General features: G+C 32.3%; 17 protein-coding genes and 1 pseudogene. 7 read left to right on the top strand and 11 right to left on the bottom strand.

Annotated elements, in window-relative coordinates:
- Positions 1–175, top strand: a pseudogene (locus tag OO775_RS07020) (IS1 family transposase); the annotation flags it as partial.
- A gap of 82 nt (positions 176–257) precedes the next feature.
- On the opposite strand, the gene OO775_RS07015 reads toward OO775_RS07020, so the two are convergent.
- The 9 genes from OO775_RS07015 to OO775_RS06975 form a co-directional block, all read right to left on the bottom strand.
- Positions 258–812 (bottom strand): LemA family protein, encoded by a 555-nt coding sequence (locus OO775_RS07015; protein ID WP_264846372.1) that lies wholly within the window; start codon positions 810–812, stop codon positions 258–260.
- 87 nt (positions 813–899) lie between these two features.
- Positions 900–2,468 (bottom strand): DUF3137 domain-containing protein, encoded by a 1,569-nt coding sequence (locus tag OO775_RS07010; protein WP_264846371.1) that lies wholly within the window; start codon positions 2,466–2,468, stop codon positions 900–902.
- A gap of 65 nt (positions 2,469–2,533) precedes the next feature.
- Positions 2,534–3,013 carry a hypothetical protein gene (locus OO775_RS07005; RefSeq protein WP_264846370.1) on the bottom strand — a complete coding sequence of 160 codons (480 nt, stop codon included), beginning with the start codon at positions 3,011–3,013 and terminating at the stop codon, positions 2,534–2,536.
- Positions 3,014–3,032: 19 nt separating this feature from the next.
- Positions 3,033–3,545 carry a dehydroquinate synthase/iron-containing alcohol dehydrogenase family protein gene (locus tag OO775_RS07000; protein ID WP_264846369.1) on the bottom strand — a complete coding sequence of 171 codons (513 nt, stop codon included), beginning with the start codon at positions 3,543–3,545 and terminating at the stop codon, positions 3,033–3,035.
- Between the two features lie 172 nt (positions 3,546–3,717).
- A complete protein-coding gene (locus OO775_RS06995; RefSeq protein ID WP_264846368.1) occupies positions 3,718–4,455 on the bottom strand; it encodes a LytR/AlgR family response regulator transcription factor in 738 nt (245 codons plus the stop codon).
- Positions 4,456–4,477: 22 nt separating this feature from the next.
- A complete protein-coding gene (locus tag OO775_RS06990; protein ID WP_264846367.1) occupies positions 4,478–6,385 on the bottom strand; it encodes a sensor histidine kinase in 1,908 nt (635 codons plus the stop codon).
- Positions 6,386–6,405: 20 nt separating this feature from the next.
- Positions 6,406–7,761 carry a TlpA family protein disulfide reductase gene (locus tag OO775_RS06985; protein ID WP_264846366.1) on the bottom strand — a complete coding sequence of 452 codons (1,356 nt, stop codon included), beginning with the start codon at positions 7,759–7,761 and terminating at the stop codon, positions 6,406–6,408.
- A 130-nt stretch (positions 7,762–7,891) separates the two neighbouring features.
- Complete coding sequence (locus tag OO775_RS06980) at positions 7,892–8,728, bottom strand: OmpA family protein (protein ID WP_264846365.1); 837 nt, start codon at positions 8,726–8,728, stop codon at positions 7,892–7,894.
- Positions 8,729–8,790: 62 nt separating this feature from the next.
- Positions 8,791–9,780 carry a glycosyltransferase family 2 protein gene (locus tag OO775_RS06975; protein WP_264846364.1) on the bottom strand — a complete coding sequence of 330 codons (990 nt, stop codon included), beginning with the start codon at positions 9,778–9,780 and terminating at the stop codon, positions 8,791–8,793.
- Positions 9,781–9,946: 166 nt separating this feature from the next.
- On the opposite strand from OO775_RS06975, the gene OO775_RS06970 reads away from it, so the two are divergent.
- The 3 genes from OO775_RS06970 to OO775_RS06960 all read left to right on the top strand — a co-directional run bounded on the left by OO775_RS06970 (position 9,947) and on the right by OO775_RS06960 (position 13,996).
- A complete protein-coding gene (locus tag OO775_RS06970) occupies positions 9,947–10,351 on the top strand; it encodes a hypothetical protein (RefSeq protein ID WP_264846363.1) in 405 nt (134 codons plus the stop codon).
- A 227-nt stretch (positions 10,352–10,578) separates the two neighbouring features.
- Complete coding sequence (gene lon / locus OO775_RS06965; RefSeq protein WP_264846362.1) at positions 10,579–13,029, top strand: endopeptidase La; 2,451 nt, start codon at positions 10,579–10,581, stop codon at positions 13,027–13,029.
- Between the two features lie 7 nt (positions 13,030–13,036).
- On the top strand, positions 13,037–13,996 hold the full coding sequence (locus tag OO775_RS06960) for a bifunctional riboflavin kinase/FAD synthetase (RefSeq protein WP_264846361.1): 960 nt from the start codon (positions 13,037–13,039) through the stop codon (positions 13,994–13,996).
- A 46-nt stretch (positions 13,997–14,042) separates the two neighbouring features.
- Here OO775_RS06960 and dnaN read toward each other — a convergent pair whose 3' ends face one another.
- Together dnaN and gldG are read right to left on the bottom strand one after the other, a co-directional pair.
- Positions 14,043–15,161 carry a DNA polymerase III subunit beta gene (gene dnaN, locus OO775_RS06955; RefSeq protein WP_264846360.1) on the bottom strand — a complete coding sequence of 373 codons (1,119 nt, stop codon included), beginning with the start codon at positions 15,159–15,161 and terminating at the stop codon, positions 14,043–14,045.
- 132 nt (positions 15,162–15,293) lie between these two features.
- Positions 15,294–16,985, bottom strand: a complete 1,692-nt coding sequence (gene gldG / locus OO775_RS06950) for a gliding motility-associated ABC transporter substrate-binding protein GldG (RefSeq protein ID WP_264846359.1) — start codon at positions 16,983–16,985, stop codon at positions 15,294–15,296.
- 460 nt (positions 16,986–17,445) lie between these two features.
- Between gldG and OO775_RS06945 the strand changes: the two genes are divergently transcribed.
- From OO775_RS06945 to OO775_RS06935, 3 genes are all read left to right on the top strand, one after another.
- On the top strand, positions 17,446–19,677 hold the full coding sequence (locus OO775_RS06945) for a TonB-dependent receptor family protein (protein ID WP_264846358.1): 2,232 nt from the start codon (positions 17,446–17,448) through the stop codon (positions 19,675–19,677).
- Positions 19,678–20,042: 365 nt separating this feature from the next.
- Complete coding sequence (locus OO775_RS06940; RefSeq protein ID WP_264846357.1) at positions 20,043–21,263, top strand: PDDEXK-like family protein; 1,221 nt, start codon at positions 20,043–20,045, stop codon at positions 21,261–21,263.
- Positions 21,264–21,274: 11 nt separating this feature from the next.
- Positions 21,275–24,637 (top strand): SusC/RagA family TonB-linked outer membrane protein, encoded by a 3,363-nt coding sequence (locus OO775_RS06935; protein ID WP_264846356.1) that lies wholly within the window; start codon positions 21,275–21,277, stop codon positions 24,635–24,637.
- Positions 24,638–24,831: the final 194 nt, after the last annotated feature.

The following is a 24,831-nucleotide window of genomic DNA, read 5'->3' as shown; positions in this document are numbered from 1 at the left end:
GTGCCAAAGTAAATCTGAAACATACACTATTGAGGGATTTAATAGTTTGATCAGGCATTATTTGGTACGATTTAAGCGGAAAACAAAATGTTATTCTAAATCTCAAAAAATGATAGAATACTCATTAAAATTATTATTTTTGGAGTTGAATAGTCAATCGACTATATTTGTTTAACAATTATAAAATATCAAATACAAATTTTTTATATAATTTATTATATTAAAAACAATAAATCTTATGACTGCTAAGTTATTTTTTACTGAAACAATCTTGAGGCTTGTAAAGCCATGCGTTGAGTATCAGTTGCATATTGCCATTGGTATTTGTCGAATTTGAAAATTTTGGCAATAATATTTGATGGAAATGTAATTATACTGTCGTTATAGTCTGTTATAGAAGCACTTAAAAATCGTCTGCCTGCTGAGATTTGCGCTTCACATTCATTGAAAGTATTTTGTAAGTGGTTGAATTGTTCATTGGCTTTAAGTTCAGGATAATTTTCAACCTGTACCATAATTTGTTTAAGTGTAGTACTACTTTCTTCGGGTTGTAGATACGGATTTTCTTCTTTGGTAGGTTGTGTAGGTCTGCGTAATTTGGTAATTTTCTCTAAGACTTCTTTTTCAAAAGTGACGTATTGCCGTACTATGGTTATTAGATTGGGAATCAAATCTGCACGTTGGATAAATAGAGCGTCTAATGAAGAAATGGCATTTTCTATCTGATTTCTTTTCAAAGAAAGTTTGTTAAATAATGTTATCGTAGTAAAAATAGTTAAGATAACAAGTCCAAGTAAGATGTATAAAATCATTGTTATTATTATTTGATTAAACATTTTTGGTTAAAAGCTTTGATATATTTTGAAAACGAATTTTTCGATATAAGATTTAGTAATTATTTATGTAAGTAGCTTTAAAGTATCTATCATTTGTAACTGACCTATAAGTTCTTGATAAATATTATTTAGAAGTTCCAAATCTATTTTAGTAGAAAATATTTTATAAGTAGTATTTCCATACATAGATGCATTTCTTTTGTTTGTAGCAATAACAATATTATTTTGACTGATAGATATGTAGATATTACCTTTGTTTTGAATATTTATTTTTTTTATAAGTTCTATAAAAGAAGGTGTAAGTACGTACCGAGCTACAATTTGATTATGGCAATATACTTCAAATTGTTTCTGAAAATCAGGGTCTTCTAAACGGATTTTCGTATCTGAAATATTTAAGTAAGAGCCTATTTCATTGTCTTTTATATCTGATAAAAAATCTTTTTTGGAGTATATAAGAACTGAACCTTCAAATTTTTTTGGAAAACGTGCTACAAAATAATTTCCATAGAAAATCGTATCATCTGCTTGTTTTTCATCTCGAAAATTTGGACGAAATGTAACGGCTAAATTGCAAGATTGAAAAGGTACTCCGTTATATTTTCCTATTATTTGGTCGGCTCCATTTATTGTATAATTTTTTGTTTTGAACAATCCTGAATCTAAAAATTCAGTAAGTCCGATATGTGATTTTTCAATATATTCAAAACTAGGATTGATATATTGTACTAATCTATTGAAAATTATGTTTTTGAATTGAGTAAAATCAATTGTTCCTGCCATATTCTTTTTAGCATAGATATATGAAACTAATCCTATCAGTACCGAAAAAGCAACCACATAACCAGTAAGTATAAAAATATCTTGTGAATAGGTAATTTGTATTTTATTGGTAAAAAAGAAATATATCATACTACTTAAAAAAATAAAAATCACCACAGATTGAACATAAAGCATACTTTTTCCTTTACTTCTATTTTTTTCCATAGAAGAAAGTTCTTGCGAAAACTCTTTTTCGGCAAATTGTTTGAATTCTGATAAAGGTTTTAGTTTTGTAGTGATAATTTCAGATGATTTTTCTATTTCATTTTTATTATACAATTCCGACATTATACTTTGATAATGAGTAGAATTGGCATTACTTAATCCTCTCTTTATATCAGGAGAAAGTATTTTGTTTATAGGTAATTGAAAATTATTTTTCCCAATAGTAACTTCTAAGAATGTAATGGGGTCTAATTTCAATTTAATTCTATATAAAGGAATAATAGTCAAATAAATAGTTGTTTCATTGATTATATTACATTTTTTTCCTGACTTGATGAGAGAAAATACCTTGTTAATATTTTTTTGTCGATTAAAGACAGGTAATAGTTTTATTAACTGATAATAAATTGATAACAAGGCTATTACAACAAAAATAATTTTGAAATACGTACCAAATGATTTATTGTCATTAACTTCGGAAATAGCATTTTTTATGTATTGTGTGATAAAAGGTAAAGCAAATTGTATTATCAAAAATCCTAAAATCACTACCAACATCAATACAAGGATACCATTCCGAATAATAATTCTTTTTTCACGTAGGCTTTCTTGTAAAATAATTTGTTTTATTTCAGATAAATTCATTTTCTTGGTGTTTTTATAGAACATTAAGAGACACCCTTTACAGAGGTGCCTCTTAATAAAAAGAATCAATTTTTTATCTCATTTGAATTATCTTTTTTCCAAAGAGTAGATATTCCCATATTTTGTGTTCGTTCTTTAAGTGGAAATTTACTTTTCAAAGCCTCCAAAATATCTTGGTCAAAAGGTATATTGCTTCCGTAAATAGTACGAATGATTGTAGCTCCGATAAAACCTGTTTGCGAATGCAATATATTGAGCCACCATTTTAAAGTTTCCCGATTGAAAGTCAAGATAGTTTCCTCTTTGGTTAAATCTAAGGTAGGAACGACTAAAGTAGAAATAAGTGTGCGATGATAAGCATTTTTAGCAATAAAAATCTGGTCGAAACTCTCTCCTCCCATCATTTGTTGGGCGACATTTCCTTTTTCAAGATATTTTACTTGATATTTATCTCCCAATTTTTCTTTCAGAACCTCATATAATTCTTTTAAATCAACCTTTCCTTCGATATATGTTGTTGTAACATTGTTATCTAATAAGCCCATAATTTGATTTTTTAGATTATTATTCTGTATATTCTTTTAAAAAATCCGCTTTTCGGAAAATTTTCGTCATTTTTTTGGAAACACCACCTCGTGAAGTAGTTACTTCCGAAGGAAAAGGTGTATTGAGGAATAAATCTACTTTGCCAATGGGAATTATAATATCTGAATGTATTGTTATATTACCTTCAAATTCATAATCATCAATGACTACTGTTTTGTTGGTAGTAGCTCCCTGACCATAAACAACAGTTTCAATGCAATACATAGATTCTGTTGGATTTATCAATGATTTTTCAGTAATTTCAAACTTTTTTCCATCACCATTCTTTAGTTTTAGCGAATGAGTACCAGATGAAAGTTTCATTTTTTTTGTTTCAAAAGGAGCTATTGACATTGTTTGTTCATCAAGAGTTATGGATAACTCTTTATCAGTCGGGTTGTCGATGTAACAAAGATTTCCATCGCCGCACGAAGTTAACGTTACAGAAAGAATTAACGCGAAAAAACCAAAAAATAAATAGATATTTTTCATAATGAATTAAATTTTAAAAAAGTTAATATTAAGTTATCTAATAATTCTTTGGCAAAGGTATTCGTTATATAAATACCTTTGGAAATAAATCAATATTCGGTAGTTATTATTTAATATTCGTTGGCAATAAACCAATATTTGCTTTTGTTCAGGTGAAAAACTATTGGATTTATCATATTAAATGATTTAAAAAATCGAGAACGAATTCTTTACGTCGTTCCGAAACGGGTATTAATTTTTTATTTGTCAATTCCAAATTGCCGTCTTTGTAATATTTACTTATATAATTGACATTAACCAAGTAAGATTGATGACAGCGAATAAAAATATCTTTGGGTAAAAGTGTTTCGTATTCTTTTAAGACTTTACAGACAACAATATTAGTATTATTTTCTAAGTAAAAAGTCGTATAACCTTTATCACTATGGCAATAAATAATAGCTGAAATAGATATAATTTGTGTGTAATCAAAACTTTTGAGAGCAATTTTGTTGATGGTTTGTTTGGTAGAATAGTTAGACATCAATTCAAAACGATTCTTGTCAAACTTATGTTGTTCTTGCTTATGAAAGCAACGCTCAATCGTTTTATTAAAAAGCTCTTCATCAATAGGTTTTAGTAAATAAGCAAATGCTCCTAAATTCAACGCATCAATAGCAAATTGGTTGTAAGCGGTGATAAATATTATTTGACTATCAGAGATGTCGATTTTTTCAAACAAAGAAAAACTACTACCATCGCTTAATTGAATATCCGACAAAATAAGTTCTGGTTTTAGTATTGGAATTTCATACTGAGCTTTCTCTATTTGTGAAGAATAACCAATTATTTGCAAATAAGGGGAAGTCTCTACCAATGAGATGATATATTTCAATATCTTGATTTCATCTTCCAAAATATATACTTTCATTTTGTATCGTATTAAAAATGTTTTATTTTTCCAGTATAAGTGGGAGGTAAATAGTTACAATATATCCTGTTTTTTCGTTTTCTTCAATAGGTTGAGATATGAAATAAGCTAATTTTTTGCCATTGTGATTAAAAAGTAAATCTAAACGCTCTTGAATGATAATTTTGGATAGAGATTTTTTAGTAACATTTTTAGGTGTTTGAATTCCCCAACCATTATCTCGAATGTTTATTTTTAGTTTGTTATCTTCCGAATAAAAATGTATTTGTAAGTGTCCTTTGTAAGGAAGATTTTTAAAGCCGTGTTCTACCGAATTTTCAATAAAAGGCTGTATGAGCATTGGTGGAATAATGCAGGTTTCTGGATCTAAATCCGTAATAAATTCATAATCGAAACTATCACTAAAACGTATCTGTTGTAATTGTAAATAGTTCTCTAAAATTTCTATTTCTTCATTCAAAGAAATATATTCTTGTCTGTTGATTTCTAATATTTTACGAATAAAATTAGAAAGTTTAACCAAATATCTATTAGCTTCTATTTTTTCTTCTTGACTGATAAGTCCTTGTAAGTTGGCAATAGCATTATAGATGAAATGCGGGTTGAGTTGCATTTGTCTGGTTTTCTGTTCCAGAAGTAACCGAGCATTTTCAATTTGTAATTTTTCGTTTTTCTCATTAAGAAATTTTCGATTATACAAAATATAAACACCTATTGATAACAATGAAATGAACAGAAAAGCACCAAAGAAAATAATTTTTTGCTGAAAAATAGTTTTATTGTTTAATTCATTATTCAAACGTAATATTTTGATTTCTTGTTCTTTCTTTTTGGTTTCATATTGAATCAAAAGCGAATCAATTTTTTGTGCTTGAAGTTTTTCTTCTTGTTCTTTCTCAAGAGAATAGGCTGTTTTTAAAGAATTATAAGCATTTTGATAATCTTTTTGCAAAGCATAAGTTTCTGAAAGACCTTTGAGATAATTGTTTGTATTTTCTTGATTATTAGTGTTTTGTCTTGAAAGAATAATCGCTTCTTTAAAATAATATATAGCCGAATCCAATTTATTATTTTTTAAAAAAGTATATGCTAAATTATTTGCCATTGAAGGTTCTAATCTTTCTTTCTTTTTGAAAAAATGATAACTTTCTTGGGTTTGTATCAAAGATTCTTTTTGGTTATTTGTCAATATATTGTATTGTGATTCAAATTCTTTGGCACGAATTAGTGCCTCTTTATCATTGTTTTTTTTAGCCAAATCAATGGCTTTGTTCATATACTTTTTTAGATTTGTGGAGTCATTTTTTGCAATAGCAATTAAGCATTGTATGTCATAAAAACGTTGTTGTACAACTTTACTTTTATTAAAAATATTTTTATCAAAATAGATTTGAGAATACACTTGTGCTTTTTCATAATTTTTATTGATAAAACAGAATTTTGCTAATTCTTCGAAAAACTTATAAGTCACTTTGCTATTTTTCTCATCAGCAGATTCTATTATTTTTAGAGTTTTAGCGATAATATCGTGTGAGATACTATTCTTTTTTGATGTTTCTACTCGTAAATTCTCCAAAATTTTCAAAAAATAAAATTCTGTTTGTTGCTCTTTCAAGTGAATTTTATCTAAATAATATGGAATACTATCCAATAGATTTCTATTTCGTAAGTCTCTAATTTTTAAAAAATTATATGGTGCAAAATGTTCCTTATCGGTAAGTGTCGCAAATTCTTTTTTGATAAATACGCTAACGACTATTTGTTTCTTTTGTGGAATGAGAGTGTCAGTGGCAAGGATAAAATTTAAGTAATAATCGTCATTTTTGGGCAAAAAAAATCTTTCCCCATTCGATTGAGAAAATAAAGTACTATCCATCAAAATAATGGTTATTACCCAAAATAATTTTCTGTAACGAAAAGGGAAAAACATTTTTCTTGTAATTGTTAAAACTATAAAAGATTATATAGTAAATCTTTTGTAGCTGGGTCAGATGGACGAAGGGCATCTGCGTTGATAATTTTTCCTTCTTTATCTAACAATATAAAACGAGGAATTCCTTTAATAACGTAGTCTTCTGCGAACTGTGATTTCCACGAATTGTCGGCAAATAATTGTATTCCTTTAAGATTATTAGTAGCAATAAATTCTCGCCATTTGTCATAATCATTTTTATCATCAATAGAAATACTAACAAATTCAATAGGTTTTCCGTGAAATTCTTTCTCTAATTCTTTCATATAAGGAATTTCTTGACGACAAGGCATACACCAAGTAGCCCAAATATCAATATATACGATTTTCCCTCGAAGGTCTTCCAAAGAAGTTTTACCACCTTTGTAATTTTCATAATTGAATGAAGGAGAAGGAGTTCCAGCTGCTAGTTTTTTAAAACTTTCGTATTCTTTTTTTACGTTTTCTTTAAATTCTACATCTGAAATATTTTCATTGACAAAGTTGTAAATCAAATCGTTAGTACTTCCATTAGGAGTAATTAAAGTAGCCAAAGCTTTTATAATATCTGTTTTGATATTTTGAGCTTTTGTATTTTTTAATTTATCAATTACTTTTTGAATTTGTTGAGTATCATTTGGATTTGAAACCATTGAAAAAAAATGATTTTGTACTAAACTCTGATACGAAGTAAGTTTGTCGTAATCATCGGAATTGTCGTAATTCAGATTATTTCGTTCTGCATAGAAATCTTCAGGAAGTGTTGGCTTTGTTTGAGAGAACATCTCATTATATTCGGGATAGATATTAAGTACTTGGATAAAATGATAATCAAGCCATTTTTTTTCGTTTTCAGCAAATTTTTTCTCGAAACCAAAAGAATCAATTTTTTTGCGAAGAACATCAAGATACGAATTTAGATTTGATTTAAATTCTTGAGGTTTTTGACCGAATAAACTATTGTTTGTAGCATTAATTTTCTCATTAAGAAAAGTATTTTTTGCTATTAGATAGTGTGTGTTTTGTGCATTAATACCACTTATTTTAGCAGAAGTAATGTCATTTTCAAAATCAAAGACCAAATTAGTGCCATTTTGCAAATAAACAGGAATTCCTTTTCCATCAATAAAAAAGAAATAACTATAAGATTTCCCTATATTTTGTATAGTATCTTGAAAAGTTCCATCATTATTTAAAGGTATTTTTTTAACAAGTTCTCTATTCAAAATTACTTGTATAGAAGTTTCACCGAGATTTGCTGTTTTTCCTGATACAATCGCATATTCAGGACGTTTTTCTTCTGTTTTGCAAGCTATTAAACTCAATAAGAGTGACAAGGCAATAAATTTTTTCATTGAATTAAAAAATTAGAGTTATATCTGAAGGCAAAGGTATAAAATATTTTTATATGAAGCAAAAAACGTCTGATTAAATATCAGACGTTTTTCAAGAAATCTAAAAACTATGAAAAAAAATGTTCTAATACTAATTAATTTTAGGATCTTTCATTCCTTCTTCAATCATAGAATAGAATTGATCAAGTTTAGGTAATACAACAATTCTTGTACGACGATTTAGAGCCCGTCCATCAGCAGTACTATTATTAGTTACAGGAATGTATTCGCTACGCCCTGCGGCAGTCATTCGTGCTGGACTTACCCCAAAATCTTCTTGTAAAATACGAACAACGGCAGTTGCACGAAGTACGCTCAAATCCCAATTGTCTTTGATGCTTGCTGTTTTGATAGGGACATTATCGGTATGTCCTTCAACCATAAATTCAAAATCAGGTTTGTTATTAACTACTTTGGCTACTTTACCTAAAACTTCTCTTGCTCGTGGCGTTACGTTGTAGCTTCCACTACTGAACAGAAGTTTATCCGAGATAGAAACATACACAACTCCTTTTTCTACTTGTACAGTAATATCTTGGTCGTCTAAGTTACCCAATACACCTTTGAGACTCTGTACAAGAGCCAAATTGATAGAATCTCTACGTGTTACAGCATCGCGTAAGTTTTTGATAGTCAAGTCTTTTTCACGAAGACTTTCCAATGATTTCTCTAAATTATCTGCTCCTTTTTTGGTAAGCATTGTGATATTGTCTAAATTAGACATCAACCCGTCATTACTCTTTTTCAAGAGTTGATTTTCCGAAGAAAGTATTTCTTTTTCTTTCAAACAGCTATTGAGTTTGACTGTAGCAGAGTTCAATAAATCTTCGGTGTTTTTAAGCTGATCTTGGAGTTCTGCGTATTTTTTGTTAGAAACGCACGAAATAGTAAGCATTCCACCCAAGACGAATAATGCAATCTTTTTCATATAAAAAGCTATTTAATGTTTCGTATTATTTGATGAGGCAAAGGTACGATATTATTTGTAAATTAAATATTATCAAAACGTTTTTTATTGTTAAAAAAATAGGTTAAAATGATTGATTTTGTGAAAAAATAAGGTTTTTGATTGATATTTCTTCGTTTTTTGTAGAAATACGATATTTTTTTATAAAAATCAATATGTGCTTTTATAATTGACCATGTGAATGAAAATTTTCCTTGAAGTAAGAAAAATATTCCAGCCAAACTATCAAGAAGCATTCGTATAAAAATAACAGAGAAAAGTTGTTTTTTAGGTAAATTTTTCAGGAGTAAAAACAATCCATTACGAAAATTCAGATATGTTTTGAACGAATTTTGATTTGAAAGTGTAGCTCCTCCTACGTGATAAACTTTAGTTTCAGGAGTGTAGAGTATTTTTTTTCCCATTTGATGTATTCGCCAGCAAAGGTCTATTTCCTCTTGATGGGCAAAAAAATCTTCATCAAAACCACCTAATAGATGAAAAACTTCAGAGCGAATAAAAAAACAAGCACCTGAAGCCCAAAAAATAGGAATAGAGTCATCATATTGTCCCTCGTCAGGTTCAATTGTATAGAAAATTCGCCCACGACAAAATGCAAATCCGTATTTATCTATAAAACCGCCTGCAGCACCAGCATATTCAAAATATTTTTTGTTACTATAATCCAATATTTTAGGTTGAATAACAGCTGTATCTTTTTGATTTTCAAAGATATGTAAAATAGGTGATAACCAATCTGGTGTAACTTCAATATCCGAATTCAACAGGCAGTAGATATCAGCTTTTATCTGTTGTAAGGCTGTGTTGTAACCTTTGGCATAGCCATCATTTTTTATATTTTGAATGACGATAACATTTGGAAATTTTTCTTTTACAAATGAAACAGAATCATCAATTGAGGCATTATCCATTATATAAATGGTAGCCTCTGGTGAATATTGCACAACTGAAGGCAAAAATTTTTCTAATAATGCTTTACCATTCCAATTTAAAATAACTACAGCTATGGTCATTTTTTGATAAATTTAAAGAGGTGCAAGTTACATTTTTTCAATGGATAAAACGTAAATTTTGGAGTAAAAAATAAAAATTGAAATGATTTTTAAATAAAAATGTTAAAAAATTTGGATTTGATTAAAAATATTTATACTTTTGCACCCACATTTCAAAAGAAAAAATATGAAAAAATTCGTTTTTATGTGCTTTTTTGTATTGATGATAAATAAACTACAAGCACAAGTTTATGAGTATCATAATACTGATGTGAAACCAGCATTTAAGGTTTGTGAAGGACTTGAAGAGTTTACTTTCGAATGTTTTATGGGGGAAATTTCTCGACAAGTAGTTGAACAAATGCCTAGTTATGAGAAAAAAATAGGTTTGATTAAAGGTGAAGTTTTTGCTACTTTTATTGTAAATAAAGAAGGCAAAATAGAAGTAAGTAGCATAGAGGGGGATAACCGCTTAACGGGTCCTGCTAGTGAAATGCTTGCCAATGTCAAAGATATTATTCCTGCTAAGAAAAATGGGCAAAACGTATCAGTACAATTTAGCATGTATGTTCCATTTTTATGGTTGAAATAAAATTATCAGAACATTTTTTATGAAAAGAACTTCTTTTTGGGAGGTTCTTTTTTCTTTTTTAATAAATATATTTTTGGCATAAAAATTGAATTTCATTCTTAGTTTATCTTAGGATAAAAATTCTAAATGATTTGAAAATCAATAAATTATAATTGATAAAAAAATATTTTGTTATATTTTTTTTAAAAAATAATGACAAAATAGCAGAAAATTTGTATATAGAAAGTATGAAAATAGGAAATTTTGACAATTTGTCATTTGAAGAAGATTTCGAAGCTGATGCAGAATTTATTCCGCTAATGACTTCTGAAGATGAAGAGCGAATACAAAAAGAATCTTCACCAGAAATACTACCCATCCTTCCACTGAAAAATACGGTACTTTTCCCTGGTGTAGTTATCCCTATTACAGCAGGAAGAGATGCTTCTATTCAGCTAATTAATGATGCTTATGTAGGTAATCGAATGATTGGTGTTGTGGCACAGCGAGATGAAAATACAGAAGAACCTCGTTTGGAAGATATTTATCCAGTGGGGACTACGGCTCGTATTTTACGAGTTTTAAAAATGCCAGATGGTAATGTAACAATTATTATTCAAGGTAAAAAACGTTTTGAAATAGATGAAATTATCCAAGAAAAACCTTATCTGAAAGCCAAAATTAAAGATATTTTAGAAGAGCGACCAACTCCACAAGATGATGAATTTATAGCAATGATAGAGTCAATCAAAGACCTTGCTATTCGTATGATAAAGGAAAATCCAAATATACCAAGTGAGGCTTCTTTCGCTATTCAGAATATTGAAAGTGGGGCATTTTTGATTAACTTTGTTTCGTCTAATATGAATTTGTCTGTGAGTGAAAAACAAGAAATTCTCGAACAAAGCAAGTTATTGGACAGAGGTCTGACCGCGATGAAATATATGAATTTGGAATTGCAAAAACTTACACTTCGCAATGATATTCAATCAAAAGTTCGGTTAGATTTAGATAAGCAACAACGTGATTATTTTTTACATCAACAAATGAAAACCATTCAAGAAGAATTGGGGGGTGTATCATATGAAGCTGATGTAGAAGAAATGAAACGACGAGCCAAAGATAAAAAATGGGATACAAAGATTAAGGAACATTTCGAGAAAGAACTTTCCAAAATGCAACGAACCAATCCACAATCACCCGATTATGGAATACAGCGTAATTATCTGGATTTATTTTTGGAACTACCTTGGAATGAGTTTTCTAAGGATAATTTTGACTTGAAACGGGCGCAAAAAATCCTTGATAAAGATCACTATGGATTGGAAGAAGTAAAACGCCGAATAATAGAATATTTAGCAGTTTTGAAACTTCGTAATGATATGAAATCGCCCATTTTATGCTTGTATGGACCTCCTGGGGTTGGAAAAACTTCACTTGGAAAATCAATAGCAAAAGCCTTAGGGCGCGAGTATGTACGGATGTCTCTTGGTGGACTTCGTGATGAGGCTGAAATACGTGGGCATCGTAAAACATATATAGGAGCAATGCCTGGACGAATACTTCAATTATTAAAAAAAGCAGGAACGTCCAATCCTGTATTCGTACTTGACGAAATAGATAAACTTAGTGGAAATAATTACAGCGGTGACCCTTCTTCTGCTATGCTTGAAGTACTTGACCCTGAGCAAAATAGTGAATTTTATGATAACTTCCTCGAAATAGGATATGACTTATCTAAGGTTTTGTTTGTAGCAACTGCTAATGATTTGAATACAATTCAGCCTGCACTTCGAGATAGAATGGAGATTATTAACGTAACAGGTTATACCATAGAAGAAAAAGTGGAAATAGCCAAGCGACATTTGCTTCCTAAGCAAATTGAAGAGCATGGAATGAAAAACTATCAAATAGTTCTTGGTAAAAAAGAAATAGAACGTATTATAGAAGGATATACACGAGAATCGGGGGTAAGAGGACTGGAAAAGCAAATAGCCAAAGTAGTTCGTTTTGGAGCAAAATCTATTGCAATGGAAGAAGATTTTAATTCAAAAATAACGACTGAAAATTTGGAAGAAATACTTGGTCCAGCTCGTATGGAACGTGATAAATATGAAAATAACGAAGTAGCAGGAGTTGTTACAGGATTGGCTTGGACAAGCGTAGGAGGTGATATATTATTCATAGAATCAGCTTTATCACAAGGAAAAGGAAATCTGACCATTACCGGAAATTTAGGTCAAGTAATGAAAGAATCGGCAACCATTGCTTTAGAATATATTAAAGCAAATACAGATAGATTTGGTCTTGATAATCAGATATTTGATAAATATAATATTCATATTCATGTACCCGAAGGTGCTACTCCTAAAGATGGTCCTAGTGCAGGAATTACAATGTTAACCTCATTGATGTCTCTTTTTACTCAAAAACGGGTAAAAAAACATTTGGCAATGACAGGAGAAATAACCCTTCGAGGAAAAGTTTTACCAGTAGGAGGTATTAAAGAGAAGATTCTTGCTGCCAAACGTGCTGGAATTAAAGAAATTATTCTTTGTAGAGATAACGAAAAAGATATTAAAGAAATAAAAGAAGAATATCTGAAAGGATTAACATTACACTATGTTACAGAAATGGAAGAGGTTATCAAAATAGCAATTACAAGTCAGGGGGTGAAAAATGCTAAAAAGTTAGTTTGAAAATATAATGAAAATTATTACAAATGTTTGGAATTTTACAACTCAACAAGGTTCTGTAATTACTATAGGAACATTTGATGGAGTGCATTTGGGACATCAGAAAATCATTGAAAAGATAATTGATTCAGGACAAAAAAATGACTTGATACCTACTATTTTTACATTTTTTCCACATCCGAAAATGATTTTGCAACCGAATACAGCTCCTAAACAAATTCAAACAATTGAGGAAAAAGCTATAATGTTGCAAAATTTGGGAATACAACAGCTTGTAATTCAATCTTTTGATAAAAATTTTGCTGACCTATCTCCAGAAGATTTTGTCAAAATGATTTTAGTTGAAAAATTGCAAGTCAAAAAAATTATTATTGGTTATGACCATCGTTTTGGCAAAGATAGAACAGCTAATATTACTGATTTACAGCATTTTGGTAAAAAGTATAATTTTGAAGTAGAAGAAATACCTGCCCAAGAAATAAATGAAGTAGCGGTGAGTTCTACCAAAATTCGTAAAGCATTGGAAGAAGGGAAAATACCAGAAGCTAATGCGTATTTGGGGTATTTTTTTTCATTTTCTGGAGAGGTAATCCACGGAAAAAAACTTGGAAAAAAACTAACATTTCCTACAGCAAATATCAAATTATCAGCTAATTATAAATTAATTCCAAAAGATGGAGTATATGCTATTTTTACCATTATGAACGGGAAAAAAATCTTTGGAATGATGAATATAGGCAATAATCCTACAATAGATGGAAAACAAAGCTCCATTGAAGTACATTTTTTTGATTTTGAAAGTGATTTATATGGTAAAAACCTTACTATTTATTTGTATAAGTATATTCGTGAGGAACAAAAATTTGTATCAATAGAAGCTTTAAAACATCAACTTGAAAAAGACGAAATAACAATACGAAATGTATTTTCTTCAGATAAGAAAAATTTAAAAAAAATAAGTAATCCTTGAAAATTACTTATTTTTTTGTTTAATATAAAAATGAAATCAGTATTTTTTAGCTATTGAGCATTATAGGCATAACAAGCATAACTACTTTTTCGCCTTGGTCAAGCCCATCTACAGGAGTCAATAGTCCAGGTCTGTTAGAGAGTGACATTTCAAGCATTACCTCATCAGATGATAAATTATTCAACATTTCAATTAAGAATTTTGAATTGAAACCAATTTCCATATCATCTCCTTCATAATTACAAGTAAGTGTTTCAATAGCTTTATTACTATAATCAACATCTTCGGCGGAAATTTGTAATGATGTTCCAGCCACTTTCAAACGAATCTGATGCGTTGTTTTACTTGAAAAAATGGAAACACGTCGGGCAGAACCCAAAAATTGCGCTCTATTGATAATCAATTTGTTAGGATTTTCTTTTGGAATAACAGCATCATAATTAGGGTATTTTCCATCAATTAACCTACAAATGAATTCTAAGCCATCAAAAATAAATTTTGCATTATTTTCGTTGTATTCTATTTGAACTTCACTTTCGCTACCCGCCAAGATACCTTTAAGCAAGTTCAATGGCTTTTTGGGCATAATAAATTGAGATTCTTGTTGTGCTTGTACATCACTTCTGCGATATTCAACCAGTTTGTGAGCATCAGTAGCTGCAAAAATAAGTCCTTTTGGAGAAAAATCAAAAAATACGCCACTCATAACAGGTCGTAAATCGTCATTCCCAGTAGCAAAAATAGTTTTTTGAATAGTTGTTGCCAAAATATCGCCTAAGATAGTAACTTTATTTGCATCAGGAATTTCAATAGCTTTTGGAAAATCAGCTCCATCAAGATATGCTAACGAATATTTCCCATTGTTTGAGCTAATTTCAATAGTGTTATTCTCTTTTACAATAAAAGTTAATGGTTGCTCAGGGAAAGTTTTGAGTGTATCAATGAGCAACTTAGAAGGGACAGCTATGCTACCTTGTGAGTCAGACTCTACTTCGATAACACCTTTTATGGTCGTTTCCAAGTCAGAGGCAGATACAATTAGTTGATTTTCAGATAATTCAAATAAAAAATTATCTAATATAGTCATCGTGTTGGTTGAGTTGATAACTCCACCGATTACTTGCAATTTTTTTAATAAATACGAACTAGATACTATAAATTTCATATATCAAAAATGGATTAGTCTGATAAGATTTGACAAAAGTACTAATTTTTTTATTATCCTACAATTTTTTATGAAAAATATTTTGAAAAAAATTCTTTAAGATCCAGAATTCATCAAAAAAGTCATACAAAACTAATGAGTTTTTTTAGCTGAAACAAATGTTTTTCGATACCAAAATTGTATAACTACTCCCAATAATATGATAAGTAGTATTGGGAGAAAAAGAGTCAAAATTTGCCATTTTTGCTTATATTCGTTGGTGAGTTTTTTCTTGTCTAAGAAAGCTAATGATACTTTTTTATTACGAAGTTGTAAAAAATTTGTATCATCAAGTAAATAATTGACACAATTTTGCAAGAATGCTTTGTTATCGTAATAATTGTTTGTCCATTTGTCATAACCGAGTTCAAGAGGCTCTCCTTTGCTGATATCATTTCGAATAATATCTCCATCAGAAATGATAATCATTTTGGAATATTTTCCGTCAGATATTGTATTTTGTAAATCAATGGGTTTTACTCGATTTTTGTAAACTGAAGTGAAATTTCCTTCCAAGAGTACAGCAATAGGGTAATTTCCTTGTACATATCCATTTTTGTCCATTGATTTTGAAGAAGTTTCCAAACGAATTTCACGTGGAGTTCCTTCTAATTTAGAAAGAGCTGATGAAGTTAGCAAAATATGTTTTTTAATGCTGTTGGCAAGAGTATCAATTCCACTGGCAAATTGTAGTCGAATAGCATCTAAATTATTGTTTATTAAGTGATTATTCTTAGGTAAAATCATTGGATTGTACAACCAAGGAATAGGAGTGTAACGAGTTTGGCTTCCATCTCCCTGAGCTACAACTATTTGTGTGAAATACAAGTCATTAACCAAATCATAATTGATACGAAATCCATATTTGAAAAATAAATCACCTAAGTTCAAATCTAGCGGCATGGCCATTGTTCTGCCATTGTTTTCATACATATCTTCCAAATTTACAGCTACTTGGTCTATTAGCCAGAGTATTCTCCCACCTTGCATTATATATTGGTCAATAATTTGTTTTTGGGCATCAGAGAAAGGGAGAGTCGGTTTCGGAATTATAAATAGATGATAATCAGATAATTGTTTTAAGGTTTTCTCAGGATTGGTAGCCACAGAGTCTAGTGTAAAAGGAGCTAAGTTATAATATTCACCTTCTAATTGTAAAAAATCAGCCATTTGAATATCAGAAAGTGTACCATTACTTTTTAAAATGGCTATATTTTTTTGTTTTTGGAGTAAAATTTTGTGAATGGCATCAGTGAAAGCATATTCCAAATTTTGGACAGAAAATTGAATACGTTCTTGATCAGAAGCTCCTAATTTATTTTTTAGAAGCGCAACTTTTTCAGATTTTTCCCCTGAGTTAACAATTGCCCAAGGAAAGATATATTCTTGTGATGTTTTCCCTTCTTGTGCAGTGGTTATCTGTACAGGAAGTAGTCCATAGTAGGTCAGTTCTTGTAAAATTTTGTCTGCATTATTGTCATCATTTAACGGATTAGAAAACTTGAAAATAATATTTTTATTTTTTGACCGATATTCTTCCAAAAGTTGTAAAGTTTCGCTTTGTAAACGCTTATACTCAGCAGGAATATTGCCTTTCATTAGCACATCAATAATGATAGGATGTTGTACTTTTTGTAATACTTCTTGGGTAGTTTCAGAAAGTGTATATCTTTTGTCATAAGTTAAATCGAAACGGGTATAAAAATACCGACTTGCTACAATAATTAGCAATAAAAATCCTGTCAGAATAGCTAATGGAATGAAAAAATGCTTTATTTTTTTCATATTTTTAATAAATAAATTAGAAAAAAATTCTTTGGGGCAAAGATACATATTTTAAATAATTAAGGAAGAAAATTTGTAAAGAAAGTTTAGTTGGTATATTCGATTGATTAAATGCAATTTTTGTTTTATTAGAGTTATGAGATAAATTTTTTGATTCTTCAAAGTTCAATACATAAATAATAATTTTATAATAACAATTTACTTAACCTTTTTACCAAAAACAAAAGCTTTCTCTTTTTGTCAGTCTTAATGAAGTCGAGAAAACATAATTTTCTTTTGTTTTAAAAGAACTTTTGTTTGACTTAAATGGATATTTGTTTAAAGTGTAATTGCATAAATATCAGTAGGTTTAGATAAGCTTTAAAAATAATTTAAAAAAAAAAAGCGATTATAATTTGTTTTTAATCTAAATAAGTTTTAAATTTGCACCCGATTTAATCTAAATAAATTACCAAAATCAATGGGTTCAAGAAAAATACTCGCTATATTCACTCTAATGGTATCGACGAAGGCTTTTTCTCAAGAAATTCAAACTGCTAAAAAAGATACCATTCAACAGTTAGAGGAAGTGGTTATCAATGCCAACCAAATATTAGGAAGTAAATTCCAAGCTCGAAACAGAACAGGGTCAGCGTATTACATTTCACCTGCCGAAATCGTAAAATTGGGTTATACCGACATCAACCGAATGCTCAAAGCCGTACCTGGTGTAAATAGTTATGAGGAAGATGGTTATGGGCTTCGTCCTAATATCAGTTTGCGAGGAACCAAAGCCGAACGAAGCGAAAAAATCACCCTGATGGAAGACGGCATCTTGGCGGCACCTGCTCCGTATTCTGCTCCAGCGGCGTATTATTTCCCCAATGCGGCTCGGATGAGTGCCGTTGAGGTTCTTAAAGGAAGTAGTCAAGTGCAATATGGTCCTTTCACTACTGGTGGAGCTATCAATATGGTTTCCACGCCTATTCCCAATAAATTTTCAGGAAAACTTACCACTTCTTACGGGACAAATGCTACCTTCAAAAGTCATTTTAATTTGGGAGATAAACGCAAACATTTCGGATATTTAGTGGAATACTTGCGTTACCAGTCCGACGGGTTTAAAAAGTTTGCCGATAACCAACACGCAGGTTTCAAACGCAACGATTTTATCGCCAAAATGATGGCAAAAACTGATAAAGAAGAGGGCGTCAATCATTTTTTTGAACTCAAATTTGGGTATGCCGACGAAAATTCTGACGAAACTTACGTAGGGGTTTCCGAAGCCGACTTCAAAACAACGCCTTTCCTTCGCTATGCAGGTTCGCGTATGGATAATATGAGTACCAAGCATCAGCAGTGGGTGGGGACGTACATCATCAACATTTCTTCAAAGTTTAAGATAACTTCCAATGCGTATTATACAAAATTCCACCGAAATTGGTATAAATTGAATGATGTAAAAGCAGGAATTACTTCTTCCGAAAAGCGTTCTATCAATGCCGTATTGGAAGACCCCGAAACTAATCATTTATACTTTGATATTTTGACAGGAAAAGCGGATTACATCGGTGAGGGACTTATCGTTCGAGCCAACAATCGGGATTATTTTTCCAGAGGATTGCAAACCAAAGCCGATTATCATTTCTACATTGGTGAAACTTTCTTTGATGTAGAAGCAGGGTTACGTTATCACGCCGATGCAGAAGACCGCTTTCAGTGGGACGATAGTTATTCCATAAAAGACGGGCAAATGCAACTTTTCCTTGCAGGAATTCACGGTTCACAAGCCAACCGAATTACTTCGGCAACTGCTTTAGCCTCGTATTTACTGACGAAAATCACTCATCGTTCGCTTACCCTTTCTGCTGGATTGCGTTACGAAGACATCGATTTGCATAAAAAAGATTATACAAAGAATGATGTTCGCCGTTCGGGGAAAATCCGTCGTGAGGTAGATAATCACGCACGAGTTTTCATTCCGAGTTTGGGGATACATTACAAGATTTTGCCCGTTTGGTCAGTATTTTCAGGCATTCATAAAGGATTTTCCCCACCAAGTGCAGGAATGAATCAAAAACCTGAAAGTAGCGTGAATTGGGAATTAGGAACTCGATATACAACCAACAACTTAACTGCTGAACTTATTGGTTTTTACAACAAATATAGCAATATGTTGGGAAGCGATTTGGCGGCAGCTGGAGGTAGCGGTACATTGGAGCAATTCGATGTGGGAGAAGCCAAAGTAAAAGGAGCGGAATTTTTGGTACATTATCAACCAATGCCCGAAACGAGCAAATTCAAATTACCTTTACAGATTTCATACACCTATACCGATACCGAAATGCTTAATTCTTTCGAGGAAAATACGTGGGGACGTGTGTTTGTGGGCGATGAAATTCCGTACATCAACAAACATAGCTTCAATGCGAGTTTAGGGGCGGAGTACAAAGGTTTTGAGCTGAATATCGGGGTGCGTTATAATGGTGATATGCGTACCACACCTGGGCAGGGACGTATTGCGGAGCATAACAAAATTCCTGCACATACCGTTATTGATGCATCGGCGAGAGCTCGTGTGAATAAGTATTTGACACTTACGCTGAACGCTATCAACCTAACGAATAAAACTTATTTGGTGTCGCGGCATCCTTCGGGCTTACGAGCAGGACATCCTTTTGGTATTTATTCAGGAGTGAATGTGAAGTTTTAGTAGGGACAGGACGTTTCCTGTCTCGCATCAAATATAAAATTGTATTTTATTTAAAACACGAGTGAAATGGGTTTCGCCTGATTCGGTTTTTGTTAAAACAGAGGTGAATTACTCATCGCAGATACTGCGAAGGGCATTTCACCGGTGAAATGATCATCGCCTAATTCAATTTTGATAAAAACACTAATGAAACAGACAAATATCAGTTGATAATAGGGCAAAACATAAGTGAAACAAGTAAAAATCATTTGATATCTGAACAAAACATTGATGAGGAGAAGAAATATCAATTGATAATGGGGTAAATTGGTAACAAGACTCAAAACAAAAAGTTATTTATTATAAAAAGGATAAAGTAGTGTAATATGAGTTCAACAAGTTCATCGGGAGTAAATCCTGAAATGAAACTATTTTCGGAAGTTAATGATTTTTGTGATAGTATCTTTGGAAAAATTAAAGAAGAAGAAGCAAAGTTACCTTATCATATAAACATTATTGATTTATTGAGAGCTGGTGAAAATGCTCATAGCCGAATTTTAGGACGTTTGTTAGAACAAAAAAACGATAAAAATTATCAGATATTAGATTCTTTTTTATGTTTGCTTAAAAAAAAGAACGATAATTTTTCCAGTTTGAATGTGCAAGAACCAACAATATCCTGCGAAAAAGGAAGAATTGACATACTTATAAAAGATAAAAATTACACCATTATTTTTGAGAATAAGATTCATAATGCCATTGACCGAGACAAACAAATAGAAAAATATATCAACAAACTGACAACACAATATAAAGATAATCAAATTTATGTACTTTATCTCTCAGCTGATGGTAGGAAAGAGCCAACAGCTGAAAGTTGGGGAAAATACAAAGGAACCGATTTTGAAAAAAAAAGATATATTCAACTGACTTTTAAAGACGATATATTGAATTGGTTAAAAGAAGATATTTTACCAAATATACGAATTAAAGATATTCACTTAAAAAGTGCTATTGAACAATATACAGACCATTTAGAAGGATTTTTTAATTTAAGAACCATACAAAAACTAATGAATATAAAATTACAAGAAGAAATATTAACACAATTAAATATCAAAGAAAACTCGGTACAGGAAAAACTCACTGTTTTAAATCAAAAAATAGACGATATAGAAAGAGTTAAAAATCAGTTGGCAATGGTTAAATCACAAATAGAAGTCGAATTTTTGAAAGAATGTTACTATAAGTTAAAAAATGATTTTCCTAACTATGAAATTATCAATAATACAGACCATAAAGATCATCCAAATGCAGTTTTGAAAATGAAAAAAGATGATTATCTTTTTGGAGTTTTGATAGAAAGGAGTTCATATTCGGGAAAAATATATTATGGAATTGGGAGGCATTTTTCAAGTGGTTTACAAGAAGAAAATATAAAGAAATTCTTCTCCTTGTTGTTTAATGAAGAAGGTAAATTCATTTCTGATAGCGATTTTTGGTATGGTTGGAAATATACTTCATACGATGGTAATGGATATAATGAATTCAAAGAATTTGTAGAAAAGGTTATTAAATATTGTAAAGATAACCCATTAGAAAAATAAATCTATCATTTATGAATCAATCAATGATAAAGAAACTACTATATAGCGTACTTTTGTTATGTTCGCAGTGGGCATTGGCACAGACGGATATTAAAGGAACAGTTACTGACGCCAAAGGCGAACCACTTTTAGGGGCAACTGTAATTCTCAAAGAAAGAAATGTGGGAGTTACTACCGATATGGAAGGAAAATTTACCATCAGAGGCGAACAAGGGCAAACATTGGAGGTGAGCTATGTTGGTTTCCAGATGAAGAAAGTAAAAATAACGTCCAATAATCTGAAAATTACCCTTCAGGAAGAAACTGAGCAGCTCGGTGAGGTGGTTGTTACGGGTTATCAGAAGATAAAAAGTCGTGTTTTTACGGGAGCTTCGGCTTCGGTGAAGATGAACGAAATAAAAATGGACGGCGTGGCAGATGTTTCGCGTATGCTCGAAGGACGCGTAGCAGGGCTTTCCATTCAAAACGTGACGGGTACATTCGGTTCGGCACCACGCATCAATATTCGCGGAGGAGCTTCCATCATTGGGAATGTGCAACCACTGTGGGTTATCGACGGAGCAGTGTATGAGGACTTAGTTTCTCTTAGTCTTGACCAATTGGTTTCAGGCGATGCCGTAACTCTTATCAGTTCTGCCATAGCCGGACTCAATGCTACCGATATTCAAGATATTCAAGTACTTAAAGATGCTTCGGCGACTTCCGTTTATGGGGCGAGAGCGTTAAACGGAGTAATTGTTATTACAACCAAATCGGGCAAACGCGACACCCCAAATCGCATTACCTATTCCTACGAGCAAAGTTTCCGTCAGATACCTTCGTATGCAGATTTTGATTTGTTAAATTCGCAAGAAACAATGTCCGTTTACCAAGAACTGGCTAACAAAGGGTATTTCGGTTTACGCGATGCTCTTTACGGCAGACGCAGTGGTATTTATTATCAGTGGTATAAGGGTATCAGCACGATTAACCCCAATACAGGCACGTATTACCATGAAAATACAGAAGAAGGTAAACGAGCTTTCTTCAAAGAACGCGAATACACCAATACCGATTGGTTTAATCATCTTTTTACGCTTAATCCCATTCAAAATCACACCATCACTTTTTCGGGCGGAGGCAAAAACACCACAACGTATGCTTCTATCGGATTTTATAATGATGGTGGCTGGACAATTACTGACAATGTACAACGCATCACGGCTAATCTGAAAAATACATTCTACATCAACGATAAATTCAAAACGACACTTTCCGCACAAGGAAATATGCGTCAGCAAAAAGCCCCAGGAACATTCACGCAACGCAAGAATACTACCATTGGTTCGTTCGAGCGTGACTTTGACATCAATCCTTTTTCCTATGCTTTATCCACTAGCCGAACGCTTCGTCCGCGTAGCAGTAATGGCGAGTTGGAATACTATCGCAACAATTGGGCTCCGTTTAATATTCTAAACGAATACCAAAATAATTATTTAAATATAAATCTGTTAGACTTCAAAATACAAGGAGAAGCCTCTTATAAGTTTAATAACGACTTGGAAGCAACCGTATTGCTTTCTACACGACAAGCTTTTACGGCGACATCGCATTTCATCAAAGAAGGCTCAAATGTAGTTCAGGCTTTTCGTGCCAACGAAACTCCTTGGGTGGCTCAGCAGAACATCTATCTGATAAAAGACAAGGATAATCCGCTTTTGCAACCCAAAGTAGGGCTGACTCACGGCGGAATTTTCAACAAAACCGAAACTACCCTCAAAAGTTACCAAGCTCGTTTTGCGTTGGATTACAACAAACAATTGGGCGAACACTACATCAAAGGGTTTGGCTTTGCCGAAATTCGTTCGGCTGACCGTAGCGTAAATCCGTTTCAAGGATACGGCATTCAGTATGATAAAGGCAATCAAATCTTTACCAATCCGCTTATTTTCCAAAAATTATTAAATGAAGGAACCGATTATTTCTCGCTTTTGGAGCGATACGAACGCGGGGTAACTTTCTCACTAAGTGGTACGTATGGTTACCAAGGAAAATATATTTTCAACACGGTGCTTAACTACGAGGGGTCGAATACAGCAGGTAGAAACAGTCGTTCGCAATGGCTTCCTACTTGGAATATTGGTGGAAAATGGAACATCGACCAAGAAAGTTTTATGAAAGACCAAAACTATTTCTCAACCCTTGCTTTCCGTGCCAGTTATGGGCTTACCGCCAAGATGAACGAGCAAGCCATCAACTCAAATGCGGTGTACAAAAACCAGATTTTAAATCGTTTCCGATTTGAAGACCGCGAAAATGCACTGCGTATCCTTCATTTGGAAAATCGCGACCTTACGTGGGAGAAAATGTACGAATTAAACATTGGTATCGATGCCGGATTTTTCAACAATCGCCTGAATGCAACTATCGATGTGTATCAACGTAATTCGTTCGACCTGATTGACCTTATCCGCACTTCGGGCGTGGGTGGGCAGTACTACAAATACGCTAACTTTGGCGATATGCGTACGCGAGGCGTGGAATTGGCTTTAAATTCTAAAAACATTTTGACGGACGATTTCAAATGGACAACCAACTTTACCATAAGTTATATGAATCAGGAAATCACCCGATTGCTTAATACGCCCAACACCTTTGATATGGTTGCTGGGGCAGGACGCGGGAACATCGTTGGGTTTCCGAAAGGGTCGCTCTTTTCGTTCAACTATCAAGGTTTGAATTCGTACGGATTACCGACTTTTGATTTTGGCTTGTATCCGCTTAATAACCGAGCGTATGGTAACATTGCGGGAGCCGATTTTCTGGACGCCCAGTATTCTAAAACGTATTTGATTTATCACGGTTCGATTGAGCCAAATGTGAATAGTGGTTTATCGAACACCTTTCAGTATAAGAATTGGGAGTTGTCGTTTTTCATCACGGCACAGGCGGGGAATAAAATTCGGTTAAATCCGTCGTTCGACCCAGCCTTTGCCGACCTAAACGTTTTTTCAACTGAATATTACAACCGATGGATTGCCCCAGGTGATGAGTGGCGAACGGAAGTTCCTGCGTTGCCTTCGCAAGATTTAATCCGACTTATTGGCGAGGAGAATATCGAACGGGCGTATAATACTTATAATTATTCGCAAAATAGGGTAGCCGACGGAAGTTTTGTGCGAATGAAAAACATTTCACTTGGTTACAACGTTCCAGAACATTATGCAAAGAAATTCGGCTTGAGTACCATTAATGTACGAGGGCAGGTTACCAATCCGTTTTTGATTTATTCGGACAAACGTCTTAAAGGTCAAGACCCCGAGTATTATCGTTCAGGTGGGGTATCGCTGCCAACGCCAAAACAATTCACGTTGACGGTAAATGTTGGGTTTTAATGCCGTAGGGACGAGACACGTCTCGTCTCACTAAAAAGTTAATGGCATTCACTTGTCAGGCTGAGCAAAGTCGAAGTCCTTTTTAAGAGAAATAGTAAGTTTCTCGACTTCGCTCGAAATGACAATAACTGAAACCACTCAGATTGGAGCTTCGCCTAATTAGTTAAAGATAGAAAACGCTCGTTTTGGGGTTT

It is taken from the genome of Capnocytophaga catalasegens, from assembly GCF_026005215.1.
GTDB lineage: Bacteria > Bacteroidota > Bacteroidia > Flavobacteriales > Flavobacteriaceae > Capnocytophaga > Capnocytophaga catalasegens.
The sequence above is the reverse complement of the archived record's forward strand: the minus strand, read 5'-3'. Positions and strand labels throughout refer to the sequence as shown.